Below are 26,602 nucleotides of genomic sequence, written 5' to 3'. Positions count from 1 at the left end.
ATCCGGCTCGCGCCAGCCTCACCTGCTCACAGGTCTTTGACGCGCGCTCTGCTTTGCAGGGCGCGCTGTCTGCGTTTAGACTTGCCGCATGGCAAAACGCTCCTCCCTGGCGATTCTTCTCGCCGCCGCTGTCATCTGCATACCGCACCTTGCGTTCGCGCAGGGTGAGCCGCGATCGGGCGCCAAGCCAAAACCCCCGGAAGCGCCGTCGAAGCTGCCCAAAGTCGGCGCCGACAAGACCAAGGGGCTCGATTTCTTGTTCGGAGCGCTGAAGGCCGCGCCCGACGAGATCAGCGCCAAGCATGTGGAGGCCCGGATCTGGGCGATCTGGCTGCAGACCCCCAGCGACACCGTCGCGCTGCTGATGGCGCGCTCCAAGGCCGCGATGGACGCCAAGCAGAACGAGGTCGCGCTCAAGCTGCTCGATTCCGTCATCAAGCTCCGTCCCGACTATGTCGAGGCCTGGAACCGGCGGGCGACCATCTATTACCTGCAGAACGACTACGGCCGCTCGCTCGCCGACATCCAGCAGGTGCTGGTGCGCGAGCCGCGGCACTTCGGCGCGCTCGCCGGCCTCGGCATGATCATGCAGGACCTCGGCGAGGAAAAACGGGCGCTGGATGCCTTCCGCAAGGCGCTGGAGGTCAATCCGCACCTCGACAAGGTGCCGGATCTGGTCAAATCGTTGACCGAAAAGGTCGAAGGCCGCGACATCTAGCCTTAACCGCCGGTTAACCATGTTCGGACGGCCGTGCTTGCCGGCTGAACCGCGCCATCCCACCTGCCGTTCACCGGAGGAGATCTGGCGAGGAGACGGCGCAATGAGGCGTGCAGGACTGACGGCGGCGCTTGTGGGGCTGACAGCTCTGGGAATCACGGCGGCCGCCGCGCAGGCGGACGGTCTGTTCTGGGTGGTCGGAAACCGTGCCACCGATCGCTGCGAGATCGTGACCAGCAACCCCGTCATCATCGGGGACATCTGGTTCGCGTCGGGGCCGTTCAAGTCGAAGGACGACGCCAAGCTGGCGCGATCGACGATCAACGCGTGCCCGAACAAGGACCTGACACAGGAGGACTGATCGGCGCGACTGCGCCCGGTCGGTCCGCTTAGTGGAACGCGGTGCTGCGGCGGTCCGGCATGCCGTATTGCGCGGCTGCGGCATAGAGCTGAGCGATCTCGGCCTCGAGATGCTCGTTGACCAGCAGCAGCGCCTTCAGCGCGCCACGCAGATCGCCATTGCAGCTCGCGACGATCTCGTCGATCGCTGACTCGCTTGAACGAAAGCTCATCGGGTACCCCCTCCCAAAACACCAAACTAAACGCAGGGCCGGTGATCGCAGGTGACATCCTGCAATGACCCAACCGTAAGTAATTCACGGCCATCAGCCGATTGCGAGGAAAAGTCCCGACCATGGTTATAAAATGGCCGACGACGCCGTGATGACAGGATTCCTTATTGAAACGGCCCAGCACCGCCGCTGGATCTGCAACTCTCGTCTTTTCAGCCCGTAACTGTCTTTGTGACAGGCAGAAAACTATCAATGATTTCAATGTTCTTAGTGGGCGCATTGGCCGTGCTCGCGGCGATGACCCGGGCTGGCGTCGCGCTCGTCGAGCGCCGCTATCCGGCGAAGGGGCAGGCCATCGACGTCGACGGCGCCACCATCAATCTTGTGGATATCGGTCCGCGCGACAGCGAAAAGCCTCCCCTGTTGCTGCTGCACGGCGCGAGCTCGAACCTCGAGGCGATGCGCAAGCCGCTCGGCGACATGCTGGCGGAGCGCCACCGGGTGCTGCTGGTCGACCGTCCCGGCCATGGCTGGAGCCCGCGCGTCAGGCCGGAGGATTCCACCCCGGCGGCCCAGGCCCGGATGCTGAACGAGGCGCTCGGCCGGATCGGCGCCGGCCCGGTCATCCTGGTCGTGCATTCCTGGAGCGGCGCGCTCGGGCTGCGCATGGCGCTGGATTTCCCGGACCGCGTTGCCGGGCTCGTGATGCTGGCGCCGGTCGCCTATCCCTGGCGCGGCGGGGTCGGCCAGTACAACGCCGCGGTGACGACGCCCGTCATCGGCCCGTTGCTGGCCCACACCATCACTTTGCCGCTCGGGCTTGCCCTGATGGGCCCCGGCGCCCGCGGCGTGTTTGCACCGCAACAGATGCCGGAGGATTTCGTCGACCAGAGCGCGACGCCACTGCTGCTGCGGCCCCGCGAATTCCTCGCCAACGCGTTCGACCTCGTCACCCTGAAGCAGGCGGTCATCGAGCAGGCGCCGCGCTATGGCGAGATCAAGGTCCCCGTCACGATCCTGGCCGGCGACGCCGACAAGACCGTCTACACCGACATTCATGCGCGCCAGCTCGCGCGAACCTTGCCGCAGACGCGGCTCATCGTCGTGCCCGACCTCGGCCATATGGTCCAGAACGCCGTGCCGGAGCTCGTCGCCGGCGAGGTCGACCGCATGGTCGGCGCGCTCACGGCCACCGCGGCGGCCGCGCCTTGAAAACGAAAAAGCCCCGGCGCGCGGCCGGGGCTTCGAGGGCAGAGCGCGTGGCGCGCCGCCGCTTACTGCTTCTGCTTGCCGTCCTTGTCGAACGACGAGATGTAGGCCCAGAGGTTGTTGACCTCGGTCTCGTTCTTGATGCCGGCGAAGGTCATCTTGGTGCCGGGAATCTTGGCCTTCGGATCCTTGATGTATTCCTTGAAGGTCGCCTCGTTCCAGGTGATGCCGGAGTTCTTGTTCGCTTCCGAATAATTGTAGTCCGGCGCGGTGCCCGACTTGCGGCCGTCGAGGCCGTTCAGTTCCGGGCCGACCTTGTTCTTCGCGCCTTCGCCGATCGCGTGGCACGGCAGGCACTTGTTGAACGAGGTCTTGCCTGCGGCGGCATCCTGCGCCAGCGCGGCGGACACCAGCGACGACGAGGCGATCACGACGAGCGCAGTCAAAGTCAGTTTCTTCATGGATCAGGCTCTGTGGTTTCGAGACAAAAATCGTGCGCAGGTTTGTTGCATGGCCTCCGCCCTCAGACAAGCCGTCCATCGGGATAGGGTTCATTTGATCGCCGCGAACTTTGCGCGGCAGCAAACAGCGAAACCGGCCGCGGCCGCCTACCCAAAGCGCCGCGGTTGTGGTTGATATGACGGTCGAAATCGAGGTCAGGAGACGCGCGCGATGGCCATCATGATGCCGGAGGCTGATCAGGCGGTGCTGGCGCGCCGCGGCGAGATCGTTGCTGCACTGCGCGCGATTGTCCCAGGCGAGGGCGTCATCGACAGCGCCGCCGAAATGCTGCCTTACGAGTCCGACGGATTGATGGCGTATCGCCAGCCGCCGATGGTGGTGGTGCTGCCGGAGACCACGGCACAGGTTTCGCAGGTTCTGAAATACTGCCATCAGCAAGGCATCAAAGTGGTTCCGCGCGGCTCCGGCACGTCGCTGTCCGGCGGCGCTCTGCCATTGGCCGACGGCGTGCTGCTTGGGCTGGGCAAGTTCAAACGCATCCGCGAGATCGATTTCGACAACCGTGTCGTCGTCACCGAGCCGGGCGTGACCAACCTCGCCATCAGCCAGGCGGTGGCGCATGCCGGCTTTTACTACGCGCCCGACCCGTCGTCGCAGATCGCCTGCTCGATCGGCGGCAATGTCGCGGAGAATTCCGGCGGCGTGCACTGCCTCAAATACGGCATGACCACCAACAACGTGCTGGGATGCGAGATTGTGCTGATCAACGGCGAGGTGTTGCGCATCGGAGGCAAGTGCACCGAGAACGCGGGCTACGACCTGATGGGCCTGATCACCGGCTCGGAGGGCCTGCTCGGCGTCGTCACCGAGGTCACCGTGCGCATCCTGCAAAAGCCGGAGACGGCGCGCGCGCTGATGGTCGGCTTCGCGCAAGTCGAGGCCGCCGGCGAATGCGTCGCGCGCATCATCGGCGCCGGCATCATCCCCGGCGGCATGGAGATGATGGACAAGCCGGCCATCCACGCCGCTGAGGCCTTCGTCCATGCCGGCTATCCGCTTGACGTCGAGGCGCTGCTGATCATCGAGCTCGACGGCCCCGGCGTCGAGGTCGACGAGCTGATCAGCCGTGTCGAGGCCATTGCCAACGGCTGCGGCTCGACCACCTGCCGGATTTCGACCTCCGAGGCCGAGCGCAACCTGTTCTGGGCCGGCCGCAAGGCGGCGTTTCCCGCGGTCGGCCGCATCTCGCCGGACTATCTCTGCATGGACGGCACCATCCCGCGCGGCGCGCTGCCCAAGGCGCTGGCGCGCATCCGCGAGCTGTCGGACAAGTACCAGCTCGGCTGCGCCAACGTCTTCCATGCCGGCGACGGCAATCTGCATCCCCTCATCCTCTACGATGCCAACAAGCCCGGCGAGATGGAGCGTGCGGAGGCCTTCGGCGCCGACATCCTGCGCTGCTGCGTCGAGCTCGGCGGCGTCCTCACCGGCGAGCACGGCGTCGGCATCGAGAAGCGCGACCTGATGCCCGACATGTTCACCGAGATCGACCTCAACCAGCAGCAGCGCGTGAAATGCGCGTTCGACAGCCAGGGGCTGTTGAACCCCGGCAAGGTGTTCCCGACCTTGCACCGCTGCGCGGAGCTGGGTCGGATGCATGTCCATGCCGGCAAGCTGGCGTTCCCGGATCTGCCGCGGTTCTGAAAAAGCCACCGGCCTCTCCACGTCATTGCGAGCGCAGCGAAGCAATCCAGGGGCGTAGGCGGGACTCTGGATTGCTTCCGCCTTCGCTCTTCGAGCTTCGGCGGACACGTCGCTGCGCTCGCAATGACGCTGAGAGAGTCGTCCAAGCATTTCGCATCCCGCCTCGCAGACCACACGGCCCGCTGATGTGAAGACTCTCTCCCCACGTCATTCCGGGGCGCCCGCAGGGCGAGCCCGGAATCCATAACCACAGCCCGTTGAGTGAGGCACGCCGGCAGCTCCATCTCGCTCCACCAACATCTGCTCGGGGATATGGATTCCGGGCTCATCGCTTCGCGATGCCCCGGAATGACGCGGAGAGAGGTTGCCCCACTCATCCATCGTCCCCTCTGACGCACGGCGACTGCTCGATCGCACCCACACTCTCTCTCCACGTCCTTCCGGGGCGCCCGCAGGGCGAGCCCGGAATCCATAACCACAGGCCGCTATGTGAGGCACGTCGGCAGCTCCATCTCGCTCCAACAACATCCGCTCGTGGTTATGGATTCCGGGCTCATCGCTGCGCGATGCCCCGGAATGACGGTGGAGAGAGCCTGCCTCCCTCCACATTCCACCCCTCAGACACACGCCCGCAATCCCGCGGCGTCCTCCGCCCAGGTGATGCAACCGTCCGCCCTCCAAAACCAATCGAGAGGGCACGGGGAATGCCGGGTGAAGGCCTCACCCATGGCCCGCCTGCAACAAAAAAGCAGGCGGCAGTCACCACAGGTTCAGCCGAACATCCGGCATTCCCCGCGTGGCGGTCTTAACGCTTATACGTGCTCGCCCCGGGGATCGGCGTTCTTGTCCCCGTCGCCGACGCGACGCACCGAGGCGTCATCGCCGGCTTGACCTCAGCACCGGGAGGCCAGGCCCACACGATTTCACGTCCGCATCGGACTCGTTCGTCGGCGCGACACGAAGCCACGCTGCGACCCGACACGGCCACCACATCCCCACCCCACGTATCGTGACGACCGCGCGTACGCCCCTCTCGGAGGGGTGGGATGAACGAGTCATATCATGATTTCCGTTAAAACGAAATACAAAAAGTGGGCATCCGGGACAAATTGGCCGTCGATGATGAAAGCGCACGCGAAACTAGTTTTCCAGCGCAAGCGAAAGTACTGTTGCGGACCCCATTACACGCTGAGACCACTGCAAGATCGCACGGGCACTTTTTGCCCGATTAAAGGCGCTATGGACCCCTGCACGTGATGGTTGTATAAAATGAAAAAAATCGGCGTTTGAAGCGCTGATCGGCTGGAGGGCGCATGAGGCTTGAGCGCATTTGTATCAGAAATTTTCGATTGTTGAGACGATTCTCGATTGACTTGGCTAGAAATAAGACGACGACGGTGCTCGTCGGACCGAACAACAGCGGTAAGACCTCGGTCATGGAAGCCCTGCAACTATTTGTTGGAGCTGGCGGAGAGCTTAGACGAAGATTTTCTATCCATGACTTCGCGCATGCCCGCCGGAAAGACTTCGCGCATATGGAGTCCAGGCTGACTGCGATAGCCAGTGAGGAGGATGCAATAAAATTGCTCCGCCGGTTCGCCCCAAGCATCAGGATGGAGCTTAAATTCCGCTATGCGGACGAAACGGCAGATTTGGTCGTTGCGAACGAGTTGCTCATGTCCCTTGAAGTTACCAGTGACGTGATAGCTGTCCGCATCGAATACGCAATTGATAATGCAAGAGGTCTGTGGGTTGACTTCAAGGCCCGCACTGACAAGGCGCAGACGCTCTTCGAGTTTCTGGCCGGAAACCTTCAGCTCTATTACAAAGTAAAGACTTACAAGATCTCCGAAGATGGTTCAAAGGCGCAGGCGCTCGATAGCAACGAGGTGCTCAATCGGCTTATTAAGATCGATACAATTTCAGCACAGCGGCATCTCGATGATGAGGAGGCGACCGGCGCTGCAAAGCTGTCGCGGCTCCTACATGATCACTACAACCGCTACTATAAGGTGGAGCATGTCGAAGGCGCCAAAGACATCGAAGATGCTATCAAGAGTAGCTCCGAAATTCTCACCGGAAAATACGTGGGAGCTTTTGGACGGCTTACAGGGAGGCTCAAAACCTTCGGCTATCCTCAGGGGCACGCATCACCTGATCTGTTGATCAAAGCTGAAATGACGGCAGAGAAAATCTATCGAGATAGCACGCGAATCTACTACGCGAGCGAGCATACTTCTATCGGGGGTGTCGTCACGAAGTACGAGCTTCCGGAGAAGTACAATGGCTTAGGCTACAAAAATCTAATTTTCATTGTGCTCCAATTGGAATCGTTTCGAGCGGCTCTAGAGTCTATGCCTAAGGATAAGCCGCGGGTCCATATCATCGCCTTGGAGGAGCCTGAGGCTCACCTTCATCCGCAAATGCAGAGTGTCTTCATTAGAGAGATATCAAGGGCGCTTGAGCACACCGACGGCGTTACCGCGCAGGTCATTCTTTCTACGCACTCGTCCCATATGGTGTCGGGGTCGGATTTTGATCCCATCCGTTACTTCAAGCGCAAGGGACATGAGGTTTCCGTAAAGGATTTGTCGGCGTTGCCGCTCGGTAAGGATGATGGTACCGTCCTAAATTTCCTGCGGCGCTACATGAAGAGCACGCATTGCGAACTCTTTTTTGCCGATAAGGCTATATTCGTCGAAGGTCAGGTCGAACGCTTATTGTTGCCGCTTATGATCGAGAAATTTGCAAGCAAGAAGGTTGGGTCGTTTTTGGCAAGCCAGTACATAAGCATTTCCGAAGTGGGTGGCGCTTATGCGCATATTTTCAAGCCTCTGATCGACTTTCTCGGTGTGCCGACGCTCCTGATTACTGACTTGGACTCTGTAGACGACGATGGAAAAAAATGCCCGGTTGCGGATGGGAAAAGTACCAGCAATGCAGCATTGAAAAGTTGGCTGCCGGGCAAAAGCGTGTTGACAGACCTAATGTCATGTGATGCGCCCGCTAAAACGGAAGGGCGCGTTCAGGTGTCATATCAGGTGGAGGAAAATGGAAGTTGTGGTCGCTCCTTTGAGGAGGCGTTTGTCTATGCTAACGTTGACTGGTTGAAAAGCAACCATACTAATTTGCTCGCGTCGGGCAAGCTATTCGACGAAGTCGCAACCAAGGATTTGGTGGCGAGTGCATACGAGCTGTGTGCGCGACTGCCTAAGGTGGATTTTGCGCTGGACTTGGTTGCTCACGGAGGCTGGGATATCCCTAAATACATCTCCGATGGCCTTGAATGGCTTGCGCAGCAAGGGTCTTGAACATGAAGACCACTGAGGCTGATGAAAAGATCAAAAGGTGCGTTGAGGAACGGAAGAGTTTCTTGCTCGACGCAGGTGCGGGATCTGGCAAGACCGCATCTCTTATCCGAACCTTGAATCAAATTCGTGGTAGTCAGCGGCGCCGATTGGTTGCTAATTCACAGAACGTCGCCTGTATTACGTTCACGAATGTCGCGAAGAACGAAATCATCGAGAGAACGGAGGGTGACGATCTTTTTAAGGTGTCTACGATTCACGACTTCCTCTGGAATTCGATAAAGCCGTTTCAAAATGAATTGAAGGTGGCGGTTGAGCTTGTCAACGAGCGGCTACCCGCCAAAAGTAAGCGTAGAAAAGATCCGGCCGAACTGAAATCTGCTCTAGCAGAGGTTCAAGGGATCTCGTACTCGGATCGCGGTGGAAATTTTCTTGAAGGACGCATCTTTCACGATGATCTCCTGGAAGTAGCGCAGGTTATGTTCAAAACATATCCCATGCTGTCGCGACTCGTCGCAGCAAAATATCCGTACATCTTTGTGGACGAGTATCAGGACACAAACGAAAAGGTTATTTCTTCATTGCTCGACTGCATTTTGGTTACGAAGAGTCCGCCGGTCATAGGTTTCTTTGGCGACAAAATGCAGAGCATCTACTCCGATGGCGTCGGCGAGTTGTCTGAAGGGTATTTGGCAAAGCTGGAGCTTATACAAAAGGAAGAAAACTTCCGTTGCGCAACGACGGTTATCGACGTTCTCAACGGAATACGCTCCGACATCAAGCAAAGGCCAGCGGGTAGGAATCAGGTTGGGTCGGCCATCTATCTCAACCTCCATCGGGCTAACGCCGACGAAGTTGTCGACGTCGCTAAAGCCTTGGTCCGTGAAAAGTTTTCATGGCAGTTTGCTGATCGCGATCTCCGCGTGCTTTTTCTGACGCACCGTCTGATCGCGCGTAAGGCCGGATACGAAAATCTATTTGCTGCATACAACCAGCGGGGGGGCTTCTCGCAGGAGCAGTTCCAGGCCGGGGAAGATGTTAATGGAAAATTCCTATGTAATGAGATCGATGGACTAGTGACGGCCTGGAAAAGCGATGACGCCGGCACTGTAATATCTTTGCTTCATCGCAATCAGCGGGTGGTTGCTTCGAAAAAGGATAAGAAGCGGGTCAAAGAAGTGCTAGATAAACTCGCGGCGTTGGTGGTTGCCGACGCGAGTATCGGCGACGTACTAAGGTACGTACGCGATGTCGACCTTCTGCCGCTTCTCGACCAACTCAATTACTGGCTCAATCCTGAAGTATGTGGCAACATCGCTAATGACCCTGATTCCGAAAGGGATCGCACGTTTTTTAAGGCGCTGTTTTCAGTGCCGTTTAGGGAGGTTTCGGCTTATCGCGGAGTGTTGGAAAGAAACCTTCCTTATTCGACCAAGCACGGTGTGAAGGGCGACGAGTTTGATACTGTAATGGTCGTTCTCGATGATGTCGGAGCCAACTGGAGCCAATACTCGTTCGGAAATATGCTAGCCGGCAGCGATTCAAGCGAGGCGCGACTTCAAAGAACTCGAAACCTGTTCTACGTAAGTTGCTCCCGAGCAAGACGCAATCTAGCTGTAGTCGACTTGGCGGCCCCGGGAGCCAGCATAAGTAAGATCCAGAAGCTGTTCGGTAAGGACAATTGCGTCTTTTGATACAGTTCTGATTGGTCGTCGCGCTAGCGGCGGGGTGGGGCGGACGGGCCGAATGCGAAATCTGCCGCGGTTCGAGAAGCGGGGGCGGTTATGCTTCGCTAACACGTCCCAGGAACAGGTAGGCAGAGGTGCTGAAGACGTTGGCTTTTCGGCGGACACGAGCCGTCGCTGCCTAACAATCGGGAAACTTCCTTGGGTGACGGTGACAGTGCAACTAATTAGACAATCCGTCTACCGCGGCCCGCCGCCGGCCGGGACGTTGATTGCGCAAGGCCGATAGAGCGCTTGGAGCTCCTTGCCGCGAAGGAAGATCGGATGTGCGGTCAGGCCGCCCTGGCGCGTGATCCATCGTTTGATCGGGGCCGGGTAGAGGTCAAACAGCATCCGCGTTGCTTCCGGGTTCGGGACAGGACGAAAAAAGGGCCCCAGATCGTCAGTTTCCCTGAACGTGAACACGGCTCGCGGGGTGACGCAGATCCTGTCGCGCGGAAGGGTCCCTAGCACGATCGTGCAGGCGCCCCCGCAGATCCCGTCGATGATGACGTGCTCGCCGGAGTCGCGCAGCAGTTTGAATTTGTCGACATACGTCCCGATGCGTCCGCCCGGGTCGTCGGCGATGCGCACCGTCGCCCGGCCCGCGCCCATGCCGGCCAGGACGAGCGCGGCGGCCAATATCCCCATCACAAGCTTCATGTGCATCCCGTCCAGTCGCATCAAATCCGATCGATCCGAATCGTCGCACCGTTCATCGTCGTCGCGGTTTTATCGCAGCCTAAGGCTTGCGATAGGCTTCGATGATCGACTTCCGACGTTCCTCAGGGGACAGGGGCTTGCCCATTGTAGACGATGCGGCCTTCATAGTGGGGGAATACTCGATCCCCTCGACGGCGCTGATCGTGCGATAGCGCGCGCTGCCGATCACGAAGCCGCGGGCCTTGGTCTTTTTCGATGCGGGTCTCTTTGGAGCCATGCCAATACGCTAGCACGTTTGGAGCGATCTCGCACGAGAAGCGGGTCGGGCGGAATGAGCCGAAGGCGTCATCCGCCGTGTGGCGCGAAAGGTCGGCGGGTTACGCTGCGCTGACCCGCCCTACGGACTACACATGCACCACCCGTGCGGCGCCCCTCACCCCGACCCTCTCCCCGTGAAGGACGGGGAGAGGGGGCGCGCCGCTCGTGGGGTGATGGCTCGTGTCATGACGGCGGCGGTCCTGGCGAGTCCGCGCTCCAAGACCGCGAATGGTCCGCCCGGCGTGTCCGTCGTTCCCTCTCATCTCCTTGTCCGCGCACGATCTTTTCGCCACACCGGGCTGCCCTTTTCGCCCATCATGCTCTAGAACGACTCCAACGCAGGTGGCCGCGCGTGCGGCCGCCTGCCATCATCAACAAGCAAGGCGAGCAGTGGTGGACGCCCTCAGAGTACGGAACGCAGCCGATGTGGAGGAGGTGGTCCGCTCGGCGATGGCCGATGAGCAGCCGATCGAGGTGATCGGGCATGGCTCGAAGCGCGGGATCGGGCAGGTGACGGCGACCAATGCCGTGCTCGACCTGTCGGCGCTGAGCGCGGTGGTCTCCTATGAGCCGAACGAGCTGATCATCACGGCGCAGGCCGGGGCGCCGCTGGGCGACCTCTTGTCGCTGATCGATTCGAAGAGCCAGCAATTCGCGTTCGAGCCGATGGATACGGGGCCGCTGCTGGGCACCACGGGGCGGGGAACGCTGGGCGGGATGATCGCGGCGGGGCTGGCCGGGCCGCGGCGGATCCGGGCCGGCGGGGTGCGCGATCATCTGCTCGGGGCTTACGCCGTGTCCGGCTTCGGCGAGAGCTTCAAGACCGGCGGCAAGGTGGTGAAGAACGTCACCGGCTATGATCTCTGCAAGCTCTTGGCGGGGTCCTGGGGCACGCTCGCGGTCATGACCGAGGCGACCTTGAAGGTGATGCCGCGGCCGGAGGCGGAGCGGACGCTGGTGCTGCGCGGGCTCGACGATCTCAGGGCCAACCGGGCGATGACGGCGGCTCTGGGCTCGCCGTTCGACGTCTCGGGCGCGGCGCATCTGCCGGCCTCGACCATGCGGCCCGAGGTGGACGGGCTCGGCGCGATCGGCACGCGGGGCGAGGCGGTCACGCTGATCCGGCTGGAGGGCATCACGGCCTCCGCCGTGCATCGCGCGGGCTCGCTGACGAAGCTGCTCGCGACGTTCGGCGCGGCCGAGATCATCGCCGATGACGTCTCGGCCAACGCGTGGAGCGCCATCCGCGACGTGCTGCCGTTCGCGGCGCAGGGCACGCTCGGGGCGTGGCCGGTGTGGCGGATCGTCTGCCCGCCGGTGTCGGGCGCTGATATCGGGCAGGCGCTGGTGAAACAGACCGGCGGCGAGGTGATCTATGACTGGGGCGGCGGCCTGATCTGGGCGGCGCTGCCGCCGCAGGCGGATGCCTCGGCGGGCGTGGTGCGCAAGCTCGCGGACGCCGCGGGCGGCCACGCGATGCTGCTGCGGGCGTGGGACGAGATGCGGCTCGCCGTCGACGTGTTCCATCCGCAGCCGCCGGGCGTCGCCGCGCTGGAGGAGCGGGTTCGCGTGTCCTTCGACCCCAAGACGATTCTCAACCGCGGGCGGATGCGCCGGAGCGTTGTGGCATGAAGACCGAGTTCACTTTGGCGCAGCTGGCCGATCCCGATATCGCGGTGGCCGACAAGATCCTGCGCGCCTGCGTCCATTGCGGCTTCTGCACCGCGACCTGTCCGACCTATGTGCTGCTCGGCGACGAGCTCGACAGCCCGCGCGGCCGCATCTACCTGATCAAGCAGATGCTGGAGAAGGAGCAGGCGCCGACGGCCGACGTCGTCAAGCACATCGACCGCTGCCTGTCGTGCCTGTCCTGCATGACGACCTGTCCGTCCGGCGTGCACTACATGCACCTGGTCGACCAGGCGCGAGGGCGGATCGAGGCGACCTATCAGCGTGCGCCGATGGACCGGTGGCTTCGCGCCGTGCTGGCCTATGTGCTGCCGCGGCCGCGCGAGTTTCGCCTGGCGATGACGCTGGCGCGGTTCGCCCGGCCGTTCAAGGCGCTGCTGCCGGCAAGATCGCAGACCACGGGGCCGGCGCCGAGCGTGCTGCGGCGCGTCAGGGCGATGCTCGATCTCGCACCGTCAGCGCCGCTGCCGGCGCCGGGGCCGGCGGGCGGCTCGGTGTTTCCGGCGCAGGGCGCGCGGCGTGGCCGTGTGGCCTTGTTGCAGGGCTGCGCGCAGGCGGCGCTGGCGCCGCGCATCAACCAGGCTGCGATCAATGTGCTGACGCGGCACGGCGTCGAGGTGGTGCTGGTGAAGGACGAGCAATGCTGCGGCGCGCTCACCCATCACATGGGGCAGGACGACGACGCCAAGGCGCGGGCGAAAGCCAACATCGCGGTGTGGACCGCGGAGGCGCAGCGCGGCGGCCTCGACGCGATCCTGGTGACGACGTCCGGCTGCGGCACCGTCATCAAGGACTACGGCCATATGCTGCGCGAAGACCCGCAATTCGCAGCGCCTGCGGCGGCGGTGTCGGCGATGGCCAAGGACATCAGCGAGTATCTCGCGACGCTCGAGCTGAACGTTCAGGCGACGCATGATGACATCACGGTCGCCTATCACTCCGCATGTTCGCTGCAACATGGGCAGAAAATCACGAGCATTCCGAAAGAATTGCTTTCCAAGTCCGGATTCGTGGTGAAAGATATACCGGAGAGTCATCTGTGTTGCGGTTCGGCGGGGACCTACAACATTCTCCAGCCCGACATCGCGATGAGACTGCGCGATCGCAAGGTCGCCAACATCGCGAGCGTCAGGCCGAATGTGATCGCGGCGGGCAATATCGGCTGCATGATGCAGATTGCCAGCGGCACAACCCTCCCTGTCGTCCACACCGTTGAACTTCTCGACTGGGCGACGGGCGGTCCGCGTCCGGAAATGAATTGAGCGACGGGCGCGAGCGGCTTGCCGGCCCGTCCCGCCGGATGATCTGACCGATCGGCGGCAACAGGAGGTTTCGATGGCGAAGGACAAGAAGTCGAAGAAGGACAAGAAAGAGAAGAAAGAAAAGAAGCTGATGGCGCAGGCCAAGAAGGCCGCGAAGAAGGCGAGCAAGTCGGCGAAGAAGGCTGGGAAGTCCGCCAAGAAAGCTGCGAAGGCTCCGGCCAAGAAGGCGAAGAAGGCCGTGAAGGCGGCGCCGAAGAAGGCTGCCAAGGCTCCGGCCAAGAAGGCCGCCGCCAAGAAGGCGGCGAAGGCTCCGGCGAAGAAGGCCGCCAAGGCTCCTGCCAAATCTGCGCCGAAGTCCGCCGCGAAGGCGCCGGCCGCGCCGAAGAAGGCGGCCAAGAAGCGCGCTCCGAAGAAGATGGCGCCGCTGGTCGAGGCTCCCGAGACGCACGAGACCGAACAGGCCTCCGAGACCAGCTGGGCGACGCCGAGCGAGCCGGCCCACGACGGCGAGCAAGGCACGACCTCCGAGAGCTGATACCGGCTTCTGCGCTGGTCAGGGCAGGCCGCCAGGACCAGACTGCAGGACCAGACCCCAGGATCAGACCCCAGGATCAGACTTGGGGGCACGACGATCGATGGACGACCGAGGCTGCAGCGCCACCGCTGCGGCCTCTTTGCTTTTGACGGGCTCGCGCGTCGACTCACCCCGGTGCGGGGGCTGTCCCCGTAAATCTACGACCGGGCGAATCCGCATTGCCGTCGGTGGTCGAATGTGAGGACCGAGCGCCACGATCTCGCGGTTTTGTGCACGCCACGGGGATTTCACCCACAGAAACTTGTTGTTCAAATGCAACAGGCCGACGGCAACCTGCCGTAGAATTGTCAAATCGCCCAAAAAGGCGGCAGATGCCGCGCTTTTTTGCTTCACCTGCGGCGAGACGCTGTCACAAATCGAGACTGTATGACGCAGATGGTCTTGATTGTGCCCTGGGGGGCCGAACATCGGACCGGTGCTCGAAATTCGGGTGATGGGGAACGTTCATGAAGAAGTTGGCTTTGTTGGCAACGGCGCTGGCAATGGTTTCGGGTTCGGCCTCGGCCGCTGACATGGCGGTGAAGGCCTACAAGGCTCCGCCGCCGGTGGCCGCTTTCGATCCCTGGGACATCGCGTTCGGCGCCGCGATCATGAACGACTACGTCTTCCGCGGCGTGACCCAGTCCAACCACAAGCCGTCGGTCGCCGCCTATTTCGAGCCGCGCTACAACGTCAACAAGGACCTGCAGCTGTACATCGGCGTCGCCGGTGAGAGCATCTCCTTCCCGAACCGCGCCGCGGCCGAGATCGACATCTACGGCGGTATCCGCCCGACCTTCGGCGCCTTCGCCTTCGACATCGGCGTCTGGGGTTACCTGTATCCGGGCGGCACCTGCTACTACGGCGGCGGCGCGACCACCGACTTCGCCGGCCGCGCCCTGAGCGCCGAGTGCCAGGCCAACACGCTGACCAACCTGAACGTGATGAAGAAGGACGTCTCGTTCTTCGAAGTCTACGGCAAGATGAACTACACCGTGAACGACATGTGGACGTTCGGCGTCACCGAGTTCTACACGCCCAGCTTCCTGAACACCGGCGCCTGGGGCAACTACGCCTCGGTCACCGGCAAGTTCACTGCCCCCAGCACGACCTTCGGCTCCAGCGGCGTCGGCATGTATGTGTCGGGTGAGTTCGGCCGCCAGTGGTTCGGCACCTCCGACTCGTTCTACGGCACCGCCGCCTTCCCGAACGGCATCAAGTATGCCGACTACAACACCTGGAACATCGGCGTCGGCTTCACCTACAAGGTCTTCACGCTGGACCTGCGCTACTCCGACACCAACCTGTCGAAGGGCGATTGCAACGCCTTCACCAGCGACTTCACCGGCAGCGGCACCACCAACGTGACCGCGATCAACCCGACCGGCGTCGGCTCCAAGTGGTGCGGCGCGACCGGCATCGCCAAGCTCTCGGTCGACCTGACCGCGATGAGCAACCTGAAGTAAGTCGCCTCACGGCGGATCGAATTCTCCAAGGCAAAGGGCGGCAGAGCAATCTGCCGCCCTTCTGCTTTTTTGGGGTCTTGTTGTCGAGAGCATCATGGGATCCCGCGGACGCAGATGATGGAGGCCCCGTGTACGGTCCCGATTCTGCCACGCGCTTCTTGGAGGTCAGCCTCTGCGGTTTTGCGCTCATCTTTCCACGTCGTCATGGCCGGGCTCGTCCCGGCCATCCACGTCGGTCGGCGTGCTGACAACGACGTGGATGCCCGGGACAAGCCCGGGCATGACGGAGCAAATAACTTGCAGGATCGTTCGCCGCGATAGCCCTGCATCTCATATGCGACAGCGCCGCTTTGAGGGGTTCGGCTCCCGGCGAGCGAAGCGAAACGTGAGCCGGGGTGGCGAGATCTCTCCACCCGCACCGGTGTCCGCGGCTCACCCCACCCCCGCTCGCCCGCTTCGCGTGCGATCGACCCTCCCCCTCCAGGGGAGGGTGAGATCGAGATCGCCGCGCCTGCGAGGCCTGTCACGCCAGGATTGCCTTACTCGGCTCCCTCCGCCGGGGCCTCCGCCGGCTGCGCCGTCGGCCGCAAGGTGAAGCGGTCGCCGTCGCGAATCAGTTCGACCTTGCGGTCATGGAAGTCGTGCAAGGTCGAGCGGTGGCCGATCGAGACCACCGTGGTCTGCGGCAGGCGTTCGGCGATGACGCGGTAAAGCTTGGCTTCGCCCGGCTCGTCCAGCGACGCCGTGGCCTCGTCGAGGAACAGGTAGTCCGGTTCATGCAGCAGCGCGCGGGCGATGCCGAGCCGCTGCTGCTCGCCGAGCGACAAGGTCCGGTTCCAGTGCCCGTCCTCGGCGAGCCGGTCAGCCAGTTGCGGCAGCCCGACGGCCGCCAGCGCCTCCTTGATCCGATCGGCGCCGTATGCGTCCGCCGCGGCCGGATAGGCGATGGCGGCCCCCAGCGCGCCGATCGGGAAGTATGGCCGCTGCGGCAGCATCATCAGCTTGGCGTGGCCGGGCACGCTGATCGCGCCGCTGCCGAACGGCCAGATGCCGGCGATGGCGCGGAACAGGGTGGATTTGCCGGCACCGGACGGGCCGGTCAGCAAAGTCCGCTCGCCGCTCTCGAGGCGGAAGCCTTCAGCGGCGATCAGCGGCAGGCCGTTCGGCAGCTTCAGCAGCAGCTGGGCCAGCTCGATGCTGTCGCCCGAATGGCCGACGACATCGATCGTCTGCGGCTCCGTGGCGAGCTTGGCCGCGCTCTCGATCGCCATGTCGAAGCCGTCGAGGCGGGCCACGGTGGAGCGCCAGTCGGCGAGCGTGCGGTAGGTCGAGACGAAGAACGACAGCGCGCCCTGCACCTGGGAGAACGCCGAGGCCGTCTGCATGATCGCGCCCATCTGGATGGTCTTGGCGAAGTAGGCCGGCGCCACCAGCACATAGGGGAAGATCACCGCCGCCTGCGAGTAGCTCGCGGTGAACGCCGTGAGCCGCTTGGTCCGGCTCATGATCTGATACCAGTTCTGCACCACCCGGCCGAACCTGTCGGTGAGCTGGCCCTGCTCGGCGCCCTCGCCGCGCAACAGCGCGATCTGCTCGGAGCTTTCGCGCACCCGCACCAGGTTGAAGCGGAAGTCGGCCTCGTAGCGCTGCTGCTCGAAATTGAGATTGACCAGCGGCGCGCCGATCCAATGCGTCAGCACCGTGCCGAACACCGCGTAGATGAGTGCGATCCAGACGAGATAGCCGGGTACGGAAACCTGCGTCCCGAACAGCTGCAGCGGCGCGTCATTGGACAGGCCCCACAGCACCACCGTGAACGAGGCGAGCGACACGATGGAGCTGAGCAGGCCGATCGAGATGTTGAGGGTCTTGTCGACGAACAGCTGCACGTCCTCGGCGATACGCTGGTCCGGGTTGTCGGCGATGTCGCCGCGCAGCTGCATGCGGTAGTGCGTGGCGCTGCTCAGCCAGCGCCGCAGATAGACCTCGGTCATCCAGCGCCGCCAGCGGATCTGCAGCCACTGATTCAAATAGAGCTGGTAGATTGCGAGCAGGATGTAGATCGCCGCGAGCCCGACGAACACGCCGATCTCCCAGATGAAGCTGTCCCAATTGTATTCCTGCAGCGCGTTGAAGAAGCGGTTCTGCCATTGGTTCACCAGCACCTGGATCGCGACCAGCGACAGCTCGATGGCGATGACGGCGGCGAGCAGGATGCGTCCCGCCAGTCTGTCCTCGGACCGGAAGTAGGGGATGGCGATCCGCCAGACGGTCGCGATGGTCGAGCGCAGATTGTTCACAGTGGAACTGCTCCTGAGAAAGGGCCTTAACGGGCTGAGTTGGCGGGAGAATTTCGCAGTCGCCACCGCCTGTCTAGACGAAAGTCGTAAGGTGCCGGGCGACCGCCGGCTTGTCGGTCGCATGCGGCAAACCGTAGCATGCTGCATACAAGAGACATCGCGGCTGCCGCCAGATTTCGCGAGAATTTGAGCAGATTGGGGCGGTTGCCGGGTTTGTGATCTCGAATGCGCAGTCTTGCCCGGGCTTGACCTTGGGCAGATAGACCCGGTCCGCCCCGCCGGCTCGGGTCCAACAAGAAGAACGTGGGGGGAGACGTACCATGTGGAACCAAGTCTATGATCCGTTGGCGAGTCCGGTGCTGTCCACACTGGCCGCCGCAGTCCCCGTCGTGACGCTGCTGGTGCTGATCGCCAGCGGCAAGGTCAAGGCGCACATCGCGGCGATCATCGCCGTGATCCTCACCAACGTGATCACGATCGTTGTCTTCACGATGCCCGCCAACATGTCGCTGCGCGCCACCTTCCTCGGCGTGGTCACCGGCTTCTTCCCGATCGGCTGGATCGTCCTCAACGTCATCTTTCTTTACCAGGTCACGGTCTCGACCGGCCGATTCGAGCTCTTGAAGCGCGCGATCGGCGGCGTCACCGAGGACCGGCGCCTGCAATTGCTGCTCGTCGCGTTCTCCTTCGGCGCCTTCTTCGAGGGCGCCTCCGGCTTCGGCACGCCGGTGGCCATCACCGGCGCCGTGCTGATCGGGCTGGGCTTCTCGCCGCTCGCGGCCTCCGGCCTGTCGCTGATCGCCAACACCGCGCCGGTCGCCTACGGCGCGCTCGGCACGCCGATCCAGGGCCTCGCCTCGGTCACCGGCATCGATCCCTATATCCTCGGCGCGATGGTCGGCCGGCAATTGCCGGTATTCTCGCTGATCGTGCCGTTCTGGGTGATCTGGGCGTTCGCGGGCTGGAAGGGCATGAAGGACGTCTGGCCGGCGATCCTGGTCACCGCCGTCTCCTTCGCCGTGCCGCAGTTCCTGATCTCGAACTACATCAATCCCTGGATCGTCGACATCGGCGCCTCGCTGATCTCGATGGGCGCGCTGATCCTGTTCCTGAAGGTCTGGCAGCCGCGGCAGCTGTGGCTGTCGCCGGCGCTGCGCGGACGCGACGATTCGGCGGCGACCATGGCCGCGCAGAAGCCGCTCGACCGCACGCCGCTGACGCAAGCCGAACTGTGGGGCGCGCTGCTGCCGTGGATCATCGTCTGCATCATCATGCTGATCTGGGGCAGCGGCGCCTTCAAGAGCTGGGCGAACGCGAACTTCGCGTGGAACTATCCGGTGCCCGAGCTCGACAAGCTGATCAACAAGATGCCGCCGGTGGCTGCCAAGCCGACGCCGGAGGGCGCGGTGTTCTCGTTCACCTACCTGACCTTCACCGGCACCGGCATGCTGATCGCTGCGATCATCTCCGGCTTCCTGATGGGTGTCGGACCGGGCAAGCTGATCGCCGAATATGGCCGCACCATCCGGCTCTGCGCGATCTCGCTGATCACGATCTCGGCGATGCTCGCGATCGGCACGCTCACCCGCTTGTCCGGCGTCGACGCCACCCTCGGCCTCGCCTTCGCCACGACAGGCGTGCTCTATCCCTTCTTCGGCACCTTGCTCGGCTGGCTGGGCGTGGCGCTGACGGGGTCGGACACGGCGTCGAACGTGCTGTTCGGCAACCTGCAGAAGATCACCTCCGAGCAGCTCGGCCTGTCGCCGGTGCTGATGGCGGCCGCCAACTCCTCCGGCGGCGTGATGGGCAAGATGATCGATGCCCAATCCATCGTCGTCGCCTCGACCGCCACCAACTGGTACGGCCACGAGAGCTCGATCCTGCGCTACGTCTTCCTGCACTCGATCGTGCTGGCCTGTCTGGTCGGCCTGTTCGTGACCTTGCAGGCCTATGTCTATCCGTTCACCGCGATGGTGCTGAAGTAGCGCCATCGCTCAAGACAGAGACCGATTGCGATCGAACGGACTGCGACAAAAACCCCGCGTCGCCTGGGCGACGCGGGGTTTGCTATGTTTGGACCACAATTGTGCGGGAGCCGTGCTGGCAGCCATCGAGTCGATCGCCTACAAGGCGGGCTCCGTGCGTGATGATCTGTCGAGAGGAATGATGCGAGTTGTGAAGCGAGCCAGGACGCGAACCATGACGCGAACCATGGCCGGCGTGATCGTCGCGCTGGCGATGTCCAGCATGTCCGTCGGTGCAATGGCGGCGGAGGAGTTTCCGTTCGGCATGGAAATGACGCTGGACGCGCTGCCGCAGCCCGGCTCGAAGCGGGTGCCGGATCTCGATATCGGCGACCACGGCGAGACCGTGCTGGAGCTCTGGTGCAAGGGCGGCAAGGGCCAGTTCTCGGTCGCTGGCAACACCATCGTGTTCATCGCGGGCCAGATCGAGGACCGCAACTGCCCGGCGGCGCGTGCCCAGGCCGACGACGAGCTGATCGCCGCGCTGAGCGCGGCCACGAACTGGAAGCGTCAGGGCGATTTGATCACCTTCATCGGCCCGAAGACGCTGCGCTTCCGGCTGAACACGAACTGAGAATTGAGCTGAGGCAGGCCTTTCTGAAATCAGAGTTGCATCGATCGGAATGCAGGCCCCGCTGCCACCCTCCAGGGCAGGGCTATCGCATGTGGAAATTCCAGGCTGTCGCGACGAACGATCCTGCAAGTTAGTTACTCCGTCATGCCCGGGCTTGTCCCGGGCATCCACGTCGTTCTCAGCATGCCGGCCGACGTGGATGGCCGGGACAAGCCCGGCCATGACGACGTGGAGAGAGACGAGCACAAAACGGCGATCGCCACACGCGATTGCCCTGCCCTCCAGGGGAGGGTGAGACCGAGATCGCGGCGCTTGCCGTCGGAGCTCGCCTTACTTCCAAACCGAGTTGTCCGCGTCCCAGCGCTTGGCCTTGAAGACCTTGGCCAGCTCGTCGATGGCACCGCCGTCGTCGCGGGTGTCGCCTTCCTCGTCGCCGGAGGATTCATCCGACAGGATCAGCTTGGCCGACGAGTTCTCGTCGATCGTCGTTGTCGTCGGGCTGCTGATCCACAGCATCAGCGCCTCAGTGCTGCCGGGCTTGTCGGTCGAGACCAGGCCGGTGACCTCGATGACGTCGGTCAGTTCGAGCGACGGCATCAGCTGGCTCGGCCGCTTCAAGGTCAGCTTCAGCTTGCCGGTGACCGGATTCCACACCGCGCCGGTCGGCTTGGCGTTGTAGGTCTTGGCCAGGACGTCGGAGATCGCGCCCGCCAGCTTGTCGCGATTGATCTTGTCGCCGTCGCGCCAGTCGGCGGCGGTAAAGCGGATGGTACGGTCCATCTCGACCGTGCCTGCTGTCCAGCCGGCGGTCACGACGCCGGTCGTGGCGCGCGCCTTGGCGATCAGCGCGCCGGCGCGCTCGGGATCGACCGTCATGCTGATGGTCTGCTCGCCCGCGCGCAGCGCGTCGCAGCCGACGATCAGGCTCGACAGCGAGACCTCGACGTTCTCGCCCTTCAGGCTCTTGAGGAAGTCGGCCACCGCGTCGAGCTTGAGGCGAACGGACACGGCCTCGGGCGAGACGTCGGTGAAATCCTTCGGCTGCGCGCTGATGCCGTCGTCGGTCGACTGGCTCTCCTGAAATTCCTTCTCGCTGACATCGGAGTTGTCGGTCGAGGCGACTTCGGTGACGGTCTTGCCGATCGCGATCTGGCCGCGGAATTCGAACGTGTCGCCGGTCGGCTTGCGGTTGAGCTTCACCGTGACCGGCTCCTTGGCGCCGTTGCTCTGGGTCGCGCCGGTCAGGGTCTGGCCGTTGACGGTGAGGGTGACGACGAAGCGGTCCTTGCGGTCCGAATTCTTCGCCACGGGATAGCAGACGTCGAGCGTGGCCGCGGTGACGGTCTTGCCCTGGCGCGTTTCTTTCAGGATCACGTCGGCATTGCCGTCCATCAGGCCATCGATCGCGGTGAAATAGCGTGTCTCGATGGCGGGGGCGGCCTTGGTCCCGCTCTTGCTCTGGGCCCAACCGAGTTCCGGCGCGGCCGCTGCAATCACGGCCAACGCAAGCAAAATAGCGCGCATCTGAAAATCCTTGTGGGAGCGGAATCGGCGCTAGCTGTAGCGCCAATCGGCCATCACTGCACCCCCACTGGGACACTCCGCCAAAAAGAAGGCCGCCCGGAGGCGGCCTTCCTGAAGTCTTGGTGATGGGCGTTGGGCTCAGAAGCCCATGCCGCCCATGCCACCCATGCCGCCGCCGGCGGGCATCGCCGGGGCCGCGTCCTTCGGCAGCTCGGCGACCATGGCCTCGGTGGTGACCAGCAGGCCGGCGACCGACGAGGCGTCCTGCAGCGCGGTGCGGACGACCTTGGCCGGGTCGATGATGCCCTTGGCGACCATGTCGACATAGTCCTCGGTCTGGGCGTCGAAGCCGAAGGTCTCGGACTTCTCCTCCAGGATCTTGCCGACCACGATCGAGCCTTCGACGCCGGCGTTCTCGGCGATCTGGCGCATCGGAGCCTCGAGCGCCTTCAGCACGATGTTGATGCCGGCCTGGACGTCCGAGTTCGGGTTGGTGATGCGGCCGACCGCCTTCTTGGCGCGCAGCAGGGCCACGCCGCCGCCGGGGACGATGCCTTCCTGCACCGCGGCGCGGGTCGCGTTGAGGGCGTCCTCGACGCGGTCCTTCTTCTCCTTGACCTCGACCTCGGTCGCGCCGCCGACGCGGATCACCGCGACGCCGCCCGCGAGCTTGGCGAGACGCTCCTGCAGCTTCTCACGGTCGTAGTCCGAGGTGGTCTCCTCGATCTGCGCCTTGATCTGGCCGACGCGCGCCTCGATGTCGGCCTTCTTGCCGGCGCCGTTGACGATCGTGGTGTTCTCCTTGTCGATCACGACCTTCTTGGCGCGGCCGAGCATCTTGATCGTGACGTTCTCGAGCTTCATGCCGAGATCGTCCGAGATCAGCTGGCCGCCGGTCAGGATCGCGATGTCCTCGAGCATGGCCTTGCGGCGGTCACCGAAGCCCGGCGCCTTGACGGCGGCGACCTTGAGGCCGCCACGCAGGCGGTTGACGACGAGCGTGGCCAGGGCCTCGCCCTCGACGTCCTCGGCGATGATCAGCAGCGGACGGCCCGACTGCACGACGGCTTCGAGCACCGGCAGCATGGCCTGGAGACCCGACAGCTTCTTCTCGTGCAGCAGCACGTAGACGTCGTCGAGCTCGGCGGTCATCTTCTCGGCGTTGGTCACGAAGTACGGGCTGAGGTAGCCGCGGTCGAACTTCATGCCTTCGACGATGTCGACCTCGGTCTCGAGCGACTTGTTCTCCTCGACCGTGATCACGCCCTCGTTGCCGACCTTCTGCATCGCCTGGGCGATCATCTTGCCGATCGCGGCGTCGCCGTTGGCGGAGATGGTGCCGACCTGGGCGACCTCGGCGGAGGAGGCGACCGGCTTGGCGCGCTTCTCGATGTCCTTGATGACGGCGGCCACCGCGGTGTCGATGCCGCGCTTGAGGTCCATCGGGTTCATTCCGGCGGCAACCGCCTTGGCGCCCTCACGGACGATGGCCTGGGCGAGCACGGTCGCGGTGGTGGTGCCGTCGCCGGCCAGGTCGTTGGTCTTGGATGCGACCTCGCGCAGCATCTGCGCGCCCATGTTCTCGAACTTGTCCTCGAGCTCGATCTCCTTGGCGACGGTGACACCGTCCTTGGTGATGCGGGGAGCGCCGAAGCTCTTCTCGATGACGACGTTGCGGCCCTTCGGGCCGAGCGTCACCTTGACGGCGTTGGCGAGAATGTCGACGCCGCGCAGCATCCGGTCGCGCGCGTCGCCAGAGAATTTGACGTCCTTGGCTGCCATTTGAAATCTCTCCTGGAGTGGACCCCGACGGCCAGGGGCGTGATCGCCTGCCTGTCGCCTGAACGAGGTTGAACAACGCTAGTTGCCCCGGGCGGCTTGGCGCCGCCCCGGGCGGATCGGGATCAGGCGACGACGCCCATGATGTCGGACTCCTTCATGATGAGGAGCTCCTCGCCGTCCAGCTTGACCTCGGTGCCGGACCACTTGCCGAACAGCACGCGGTCGCCGACCTTGACGTCGAGCGGGGTCAGCTTGCCGTTCTCGTCGCGGCCGCCCGGGCCGACGGCGACGACTTCACCCTGCGAGGGCTTTTCCTTGGCGGAGTCCGGAATGATGATGCCGCCCTTGGTCTTCTCTTCGGCGTCGATGCGCTTAACCACGACGCGGTCGTGCAGGGGACGAAACTTCGATTTGGCCATGACAGGTCCCTTTGCGGGTGCTTTGGTACGGTGATTGTCTGGATTTCTGAATCCGGCCACATTTGGCGCCCAGGTGGGGCCACGTGACTCGGGGCTTTAGCAATCATGCCCTCCGAGTGCTAAAGGCCATCGCCGGAATATGGCTTGGCGCTGTTCCTGTCAAGCAAGGGGCACCGGTTAAGCGCTTGTTCAGGCTGTTAGGGGGATGCTGTCGCGGGCCAGACATGTTAGTGGAGCGGCGTCGTCATCCGACGTCATTGCTCTGATGCGCGTTTTGCGCTTGGTTGCCAGACGGGGCAGCCATGATCTTGTTCCTAAGGGGATGCCATGACGAGTTCACGGTGCGCGCGGCCGGTTGCCAATCTCGCAATCGCAGCGGCGCTCACAACGCTTCTGGGAGCATGCGGGGGCGGTTTCAACCTCTCGCCTTCCAGTCCCGCGCCTCCGGAGGTCGCCGTGGAGCCCGAGGTTCCGGCGACGATTCGCGCGGAGGATCTGGTGGGCAAGTGGGGCCTCGCCGCCTACAACAATCCCAACGACCGCGCGCGGACCGAGAAGATGGCGCTGGCGCAGTGCAAGCAGCCCTATGTGATCGGTGCCGGAACGTCGGGCGGTGTCGTGATGCATCTGGCCGACCAGGCGACCCCGCAGGAGCTGCGCCTGAAGGGCTCGGCCGGCGGCAAGAACTACATCGGTCCGGCCGGCCCTCCCGGCGGCGAGCAGGATCGCGAAGTCGTCTCGTTCGACGGACGGGTGCTGATCACCCGCTTCGTCGACAAGGACGCGGCCACCCGCTACCAGACCATGGTCTATGTCCGCTGCGGACCGCGCGCCTGAGCCTTTCAGCGTCATGCGATATCCAAGAAGCGCATGATGCTCCCATTCATGACCGGGCAGAGGCTCACCGGCTGCTCGATCTCAAACTGCAGATGATGACGGCGGTGGAGCTGCGATCTCAGTCTCACCCTCCCCTGGAGGGGGAGGGTCGATCGCACGCGAAGCGGGCGAGCGGGGTGGGGTGAAGCCGCGGACACAGGTGTCAGTTGAGAGATCACCCCACCCCGGCTCACATTCCGCTGCGCTCCATGTGAGCCGACCCTCCCCCTCCAGGGGAGGGTGGCAGCTAATCTCCAAGCTGCGCGCTGCGGAATAAGGCGCGTGCCCGAATCTTCCGGATTCGATTCCGCGGAAACACATCACGCCCTTGGGACCGCTTCAGCCGAACGGGACAAACGAAAAACGCCGGCGGGAACGCCGGCGTTTTTGTTTGAGATCTCGTGTTGCAGAGGCCGCGGCGGCTCAGTTGAACAGCGCGTCGATGTCGTCCTGCGAGGCGTGGCCGACATCGCCTTCCGCCTTCGGGCCGTTCAGCAGCCTGGCGTCGCCCTCGCGGGTGTCGACGATCGGCGGCACATGCGCCTTGATGGCGTCGACGCCGCCCCAGATGTCCATCATCACCACGATGTGGTGCTCGATGAACTTCATGGTGGTCATGACCTTGTTGATGCGCTGGCCGGTCAGGTCCTGGAAGTTGCAGGCCTCGAAGATCGAGACCACGCGCTCCTGGATCTCTTCGCTCAGGATCTTCTGCTGGTCGGCCGAGTCCACCTTGCCGAGCGCGCTGGCGGCCTGGTCGATGGCCTCCGCGGCCTCGAGGATCTGCTGCGTCGCCTGCTCGGTGCCGCCGACGACCGCGCCGAGCTCGCCGTTGACCTTGGCCATCTCCTCGCCGTTGAAGCTCTTGGCATGGAGGGTGGCGATCTCGCCCTTGGTGCGGTTGATCGCGTCGTGGATCAGGTCCAGCTCGACCTTGAGCTTCTCGCACTGCTCGATCTGGGCGCGGTAGGTCTCGAGCAGCGCGCGCGCCTCGGCGACCTCGCGTTGAGCCGATTCTTCGATGGCGGCGTTGGCCGTGCTGTTTCCGCCGGTGCGGATGGCGTTGGCCATCTGCGCCCGGATCGCGCGGAGCTCGTCCATGATTTCCTTGTGGTTGGGGCCGATCTCGCCGCCCACGAAGTCGGGCTCCGGCATATGGCCGACGATGGCTTCTTCGATACGGAAACGCTTGCGAACCGGCATGAGAGTGTCCCTGACCTTTTACTGCGAACAGTTCTATGCAGAGGCTATTTAACATCGCGTTCACGGCAGGAACCGCAGGGGCGCAACGTTCGCGTGTCGCTGAAACGCGCGATTAACCATGCGCCTGCGCCTTCACGCAAAAGTAACGCTAGCTGACAAATCCACGGCCATGTCCGCCGATGGTGAATCCCGGCGGCCTCCCTGTTTACCAAAGCGATCGGGTTTTGCTCT

General features: G+C 63.3%; 21 protein-coding genes. 13 read left to right on the top strand and 8 right to left on the bottom strand.

What is annotated here, in order from left to right:
- Positions 1–88: 88 nt before the first annotated feature.
- Together ACQR0Z_RS26545 and ACQR0Z_RS26540 are read left to right on the top strand one after the other, a co-directional pair.
- Positions 89–718 carry a tetratricopeptide repeat protein gene (locus ACQR0Z_RS26545; RefSeq protein WP_434877636.1) on the top strand — a complete coding sequence of 210 codons (630 nt, stop codon included), beginning with the start codon at positions 89–91 and terminating at the stop codon, positions 716–718.
- 103 nt (positions 719–821) lie between these two features.
- Entirely contained in the window at positions 822–1,079 is a 258-nt protein-coding gene (locus ACQR0Z_RS26540; protein WP_434877635.1) for a hypothetical protein, read from the top strand.
- Between the two features lie 28 nt (positions 1,080–1,107).
- On the opposite strand, the gene ACQR0Z_RS26535 is transcribed toward ACQR0Z_RS26540, so the two are convergent.
- Positions 1,108–1,290, bottom strand: coding sequence for a hypothetical protein (locus tag ACQR0Z_RS26535; protein WP_434861498.1), 183 nt, complete (start codon positions 1,288–1,290; stop codon positions 1,108–1,110).
- Between the two features lie 252 nt (positions 1,291–1,542).
- Between ACQR0Z_RS26535 and ACQR0Z_RS26530 the strand changes: the two genes are divergently transcribed.
- Positions 1,543–2,502 carry an alpha/beta fold hydrolase gene (locus ACQR0Z_RS26530; protein ID WP_434920599.1) on the top strand — a complete coding sequence of 320 codons (960 nt, stop codon included), beginning with the start codon at positions 1,543–1,545 and terminating at the stop codon, positions 2,500–2,502.
- 62 nt (positions 2,503–2,564) lie between these two features.
- Here the strand turns inward: ACQR0Z_RS26530 and cycA are convergent, their stop codons facing one another.
- Complete coding sequence (cycA, locus tag ACQR0Z_RS26525; protein WP_434861496.1) at positions 2,565–2,960, bottom strand: cytochrome c-550 CycA; 396 nt, start codon at positions 2,958–2,960, stop codon at positions 2,565–2,567.
- A 211-nt stretch (positions 2,961–3,171) separates the two neighbouring features.
- Between cycA and ACQR0Z_RS26520 the strand changes: the two genes are divergently transcribed.
- From ACQR0Z_RS26520 to ACQR0Z_RS26510, 3 genes are all read left to right on the top strand, one after another.
- Positions 3,172–4,665 carry an FAD-linked oxidase C-terminal domain-containing protein gene (locus ACQR0Z_RS26520; protein WP_434877632.1) on the top strand — a complete coding sequence of 498 codons (1,494 nt, stop codon included), beginning with the start codon at positions 3,172–3,174 and terminating at the stop codon, positions 4,663–4,665.
- Positions 4,666–5,978: 1,313 nt separating this feature from the next.
- Entirely contained in the window at positions 5,979–7,976 is a 1,998-nt protein-coding gene (locus tag ACQR0Z_RS26515) for an ATP-dependent nuclease (protein WP_434920598.1), read from the top strand.
- 2 nt (positions 7,977–7,978) lie between these two features.
- Positions 7,979–9,667: a UvrD-helicase domain-containing protein gene (locus ACQR0Z_RS26510; protein WP_434920597.1), complete on the top strand. Its 1,689-nt coding sequence runs from the start codon at positions 7,979–7,981 to the stop codon at positions 9,665–9,667.
- Positions 9,668–9,898: 231 nt separating this feature from the next.
- Here the strand turns inward: ACQR0Z_RS26510 and ACQR0Z_RS26505 are convergent, their stop codons facing one another.
- Positions 9,899–10,360: a hypothetical protein gene (locus ACQR0Z_RS26505; RefSeq protein WP_434920596.1), complete on the bottom strand. Its 462-nt coding sequence runs from the start codon at positions 10,358–10,360 to the stop codon at positions 9,899–9,901.
- 711 nt (positions 10,361–11,071) lie between these two features.
- On the opposite strand from ACQR0Z_RS26505, the gene ACQR0Z_RS26500 reads away from it, so the two are divergent.
- From ACQR0Z_RS26500 to ACQR0Z_RS26485, 4 genes are all read left to right on the top strand, one after another.
- The gene (locus tag ACQR0Z_RS26500) at positions 11,072–12,310 is read left to right on the top strand and encodes an FAD-binding protein (RefSeq protein WP_434920595.1); all 1,239 of its coding nucleotides are present in this window, start codon (positions 11,072–11,074) and stop codon (positions 12,308–12,310) included.
- A complete protein-coding gene (gene glcF, locus ACQR0Z_RS26495; protein ID WP_434920594.1) occupies positions 12,307–13,629 on the top strand; it encodes a glycolate oxidase subunit GlcF in 1,323 nt (440 codons plus the stop codon). The genes ACQR0Z_RS26500 and glcF overlap by 4 nt, the downstream gene beginning before the upstream one ends.
- A gap of 73 nt (positions 13,630–13,702) precedes the next feature.
- The gene (locus ACQR0Z_RS26490) at positions 13,703–14,164 is read left to right on the top strand and encodes a hypothetical protein (protein ID WP_434920593.1); all 462 of its coding nucleotides are present in this window, start codon (positions 13,703–13,705) and stop codon (positions 14,162–14,164) included.
- Between the two features lie 506 nt (positions 14,165–14,670).
- Positions 14,671–15,669 carry a TorF family putative porin gene (locus tag ACQR0Z_RS26485; protein ID WP_434862457.1) on the top strand — a complete coding sequence of 333 codons (999 nt, stop codon included), beginning with the start codon at positions 14,671–14,673 and terminating at the stop codon, positions 15,667–15,669.
- 539 nt (positions 15,670–16,208) lie between these two features.
- Here ACQR0Z_RS26485 and ACQR0Z_RS26480 read toward each other — a convergent pair.
- Positions 16,209–17,969, bottom strand: coding sequence for an ABC transporter ATP-binding protein/permease (locus ACQR0Z_RS26480; RefSeq protein WP_434920592.1), 1,761 nt, complete (start codon positions 17,967–17,969; stop codon positions 16,209–16,211).
- A 320-nt stretch (positions 17,970–18,289) separates the two neighbouring features.
- On the opposite strand from ACQR0Z_RS26480, the gene ACQR0Z_RS26475 reads away from it, so the two are divergent.
- Positions 18,290–19,954, top strand: a complete 1,665-nt coding sequence (locus ACQR0Z_RS26475) for an L-lactate permease (RefSeq protein WP_434862455.1) — start codon at positions 18,290–18,292, stop codon at positions 19,952–19,954.
- Positions 19,955–20,168: 214 nt separating this feature from the next.
- A complete protein-coding gene (locus tag ACQR0Z_RS26470) occupies positions 20,169–20,567 on the top strand; it encodes an META domain-containing protein (protein WP_434920591.1) in 399 nt (132 codons plus the stop codon).
- A gap of 330 nt (positions 20,568–20,897) precedes the next feature.
- Here the strand turns inward: ACQR0Z_RS26470 and ACQR0Z_RS26465 are convergent, their stop codons facing one another.
- The 3 genes from ACQR0Z_RS26465 to groES all read right to left on the bottom strand — a co-directional run bounded on the left by ACQR0Z_RS26465 (position 20,898) and on the right by groES (position 24,292).
- Positions 20,898–22,091: a hypothetical protein gene (locus tag ACQR0Z_RS26465; RefSeq protein WP_434856185.1), complete on the bottom strand. Its 1,194-nt coding sequence runs from the start codon at positions 22,089–22,091 to the stop codon at positions 20,898–20,900.
- A gap of 138 nt (positions 22,092–22,229) precedes the next feature.
- Positions 22,230–23,873 carry a chaperonin GroEL gene (gene groL, locus ACQR0Z_RS26460; protein WP_012029656.1) on the bottom strand — a complete coding sequence of 548 codons (1,644 nt, stop codon included), beginning with the start codon at positions 23,871–23,873 and terminating at the stop codon, positions 22,230–22,232.
- Between the two features lie 122 nt (positions 23,874–23,995).
- Positions 23,996–24,292, bottom strand: coding sequence for a co-chaperone GroES (groES, locus tag ACQR0Z_RS26455; RefSeq protein WP_434856184.1), 297 nt, complete (start codon positions 24,290–24,292; stop codon positions 23,996–23,998).
- A gap of 327 nt (positions 24,293–24,619) precedes the next feature.
- On the opposite strand from groES, the gene ACQR0Z_RS26450 reads away from it, so the two are divergent.
- A complete protein-coding gene (locus ACQR0Z_RS26450; protein WP_434856183.1) occupies positions 24,620–25,129 on the top strand; it encodes a hypothetical protein in 510 nt (169 codons plus the stop codon).
- 462 nt (positions 25,130–25,591) lie between these two features.
- On the opposite strand, the gene ACQR0Z_RS26445 is transcribed toward ACQR0Z_RS26450, so the two are convergent.
- On the bottom strand, positions 25,592–26,371 hold the full coding sequence (locus tag ACQR0Z_RS26445; RefSeq protein ID WP_434856182.1) for a protein phosphatase CheZ: 780 nt from the start codon (positions 26,369–26,371) through the stop codon (positions 25,592–25,594).
- Between the last annotated feature and the right edge of the window lie 231 nt (positions 26,372–26,602).

It is taken from the genome of Bradyrhizobium sp. HKCCYLS3077 (assembly GCF_051167555.1).
GTDB lineage: Bacteria > Pseudomonadota > Alphaproteobacteria > Rhizobiales > Xanthobacteraceae > Bradyrhizobium.
This window is presented reverse-complemented; position numbering and strand designations above follow the sequence as displayed.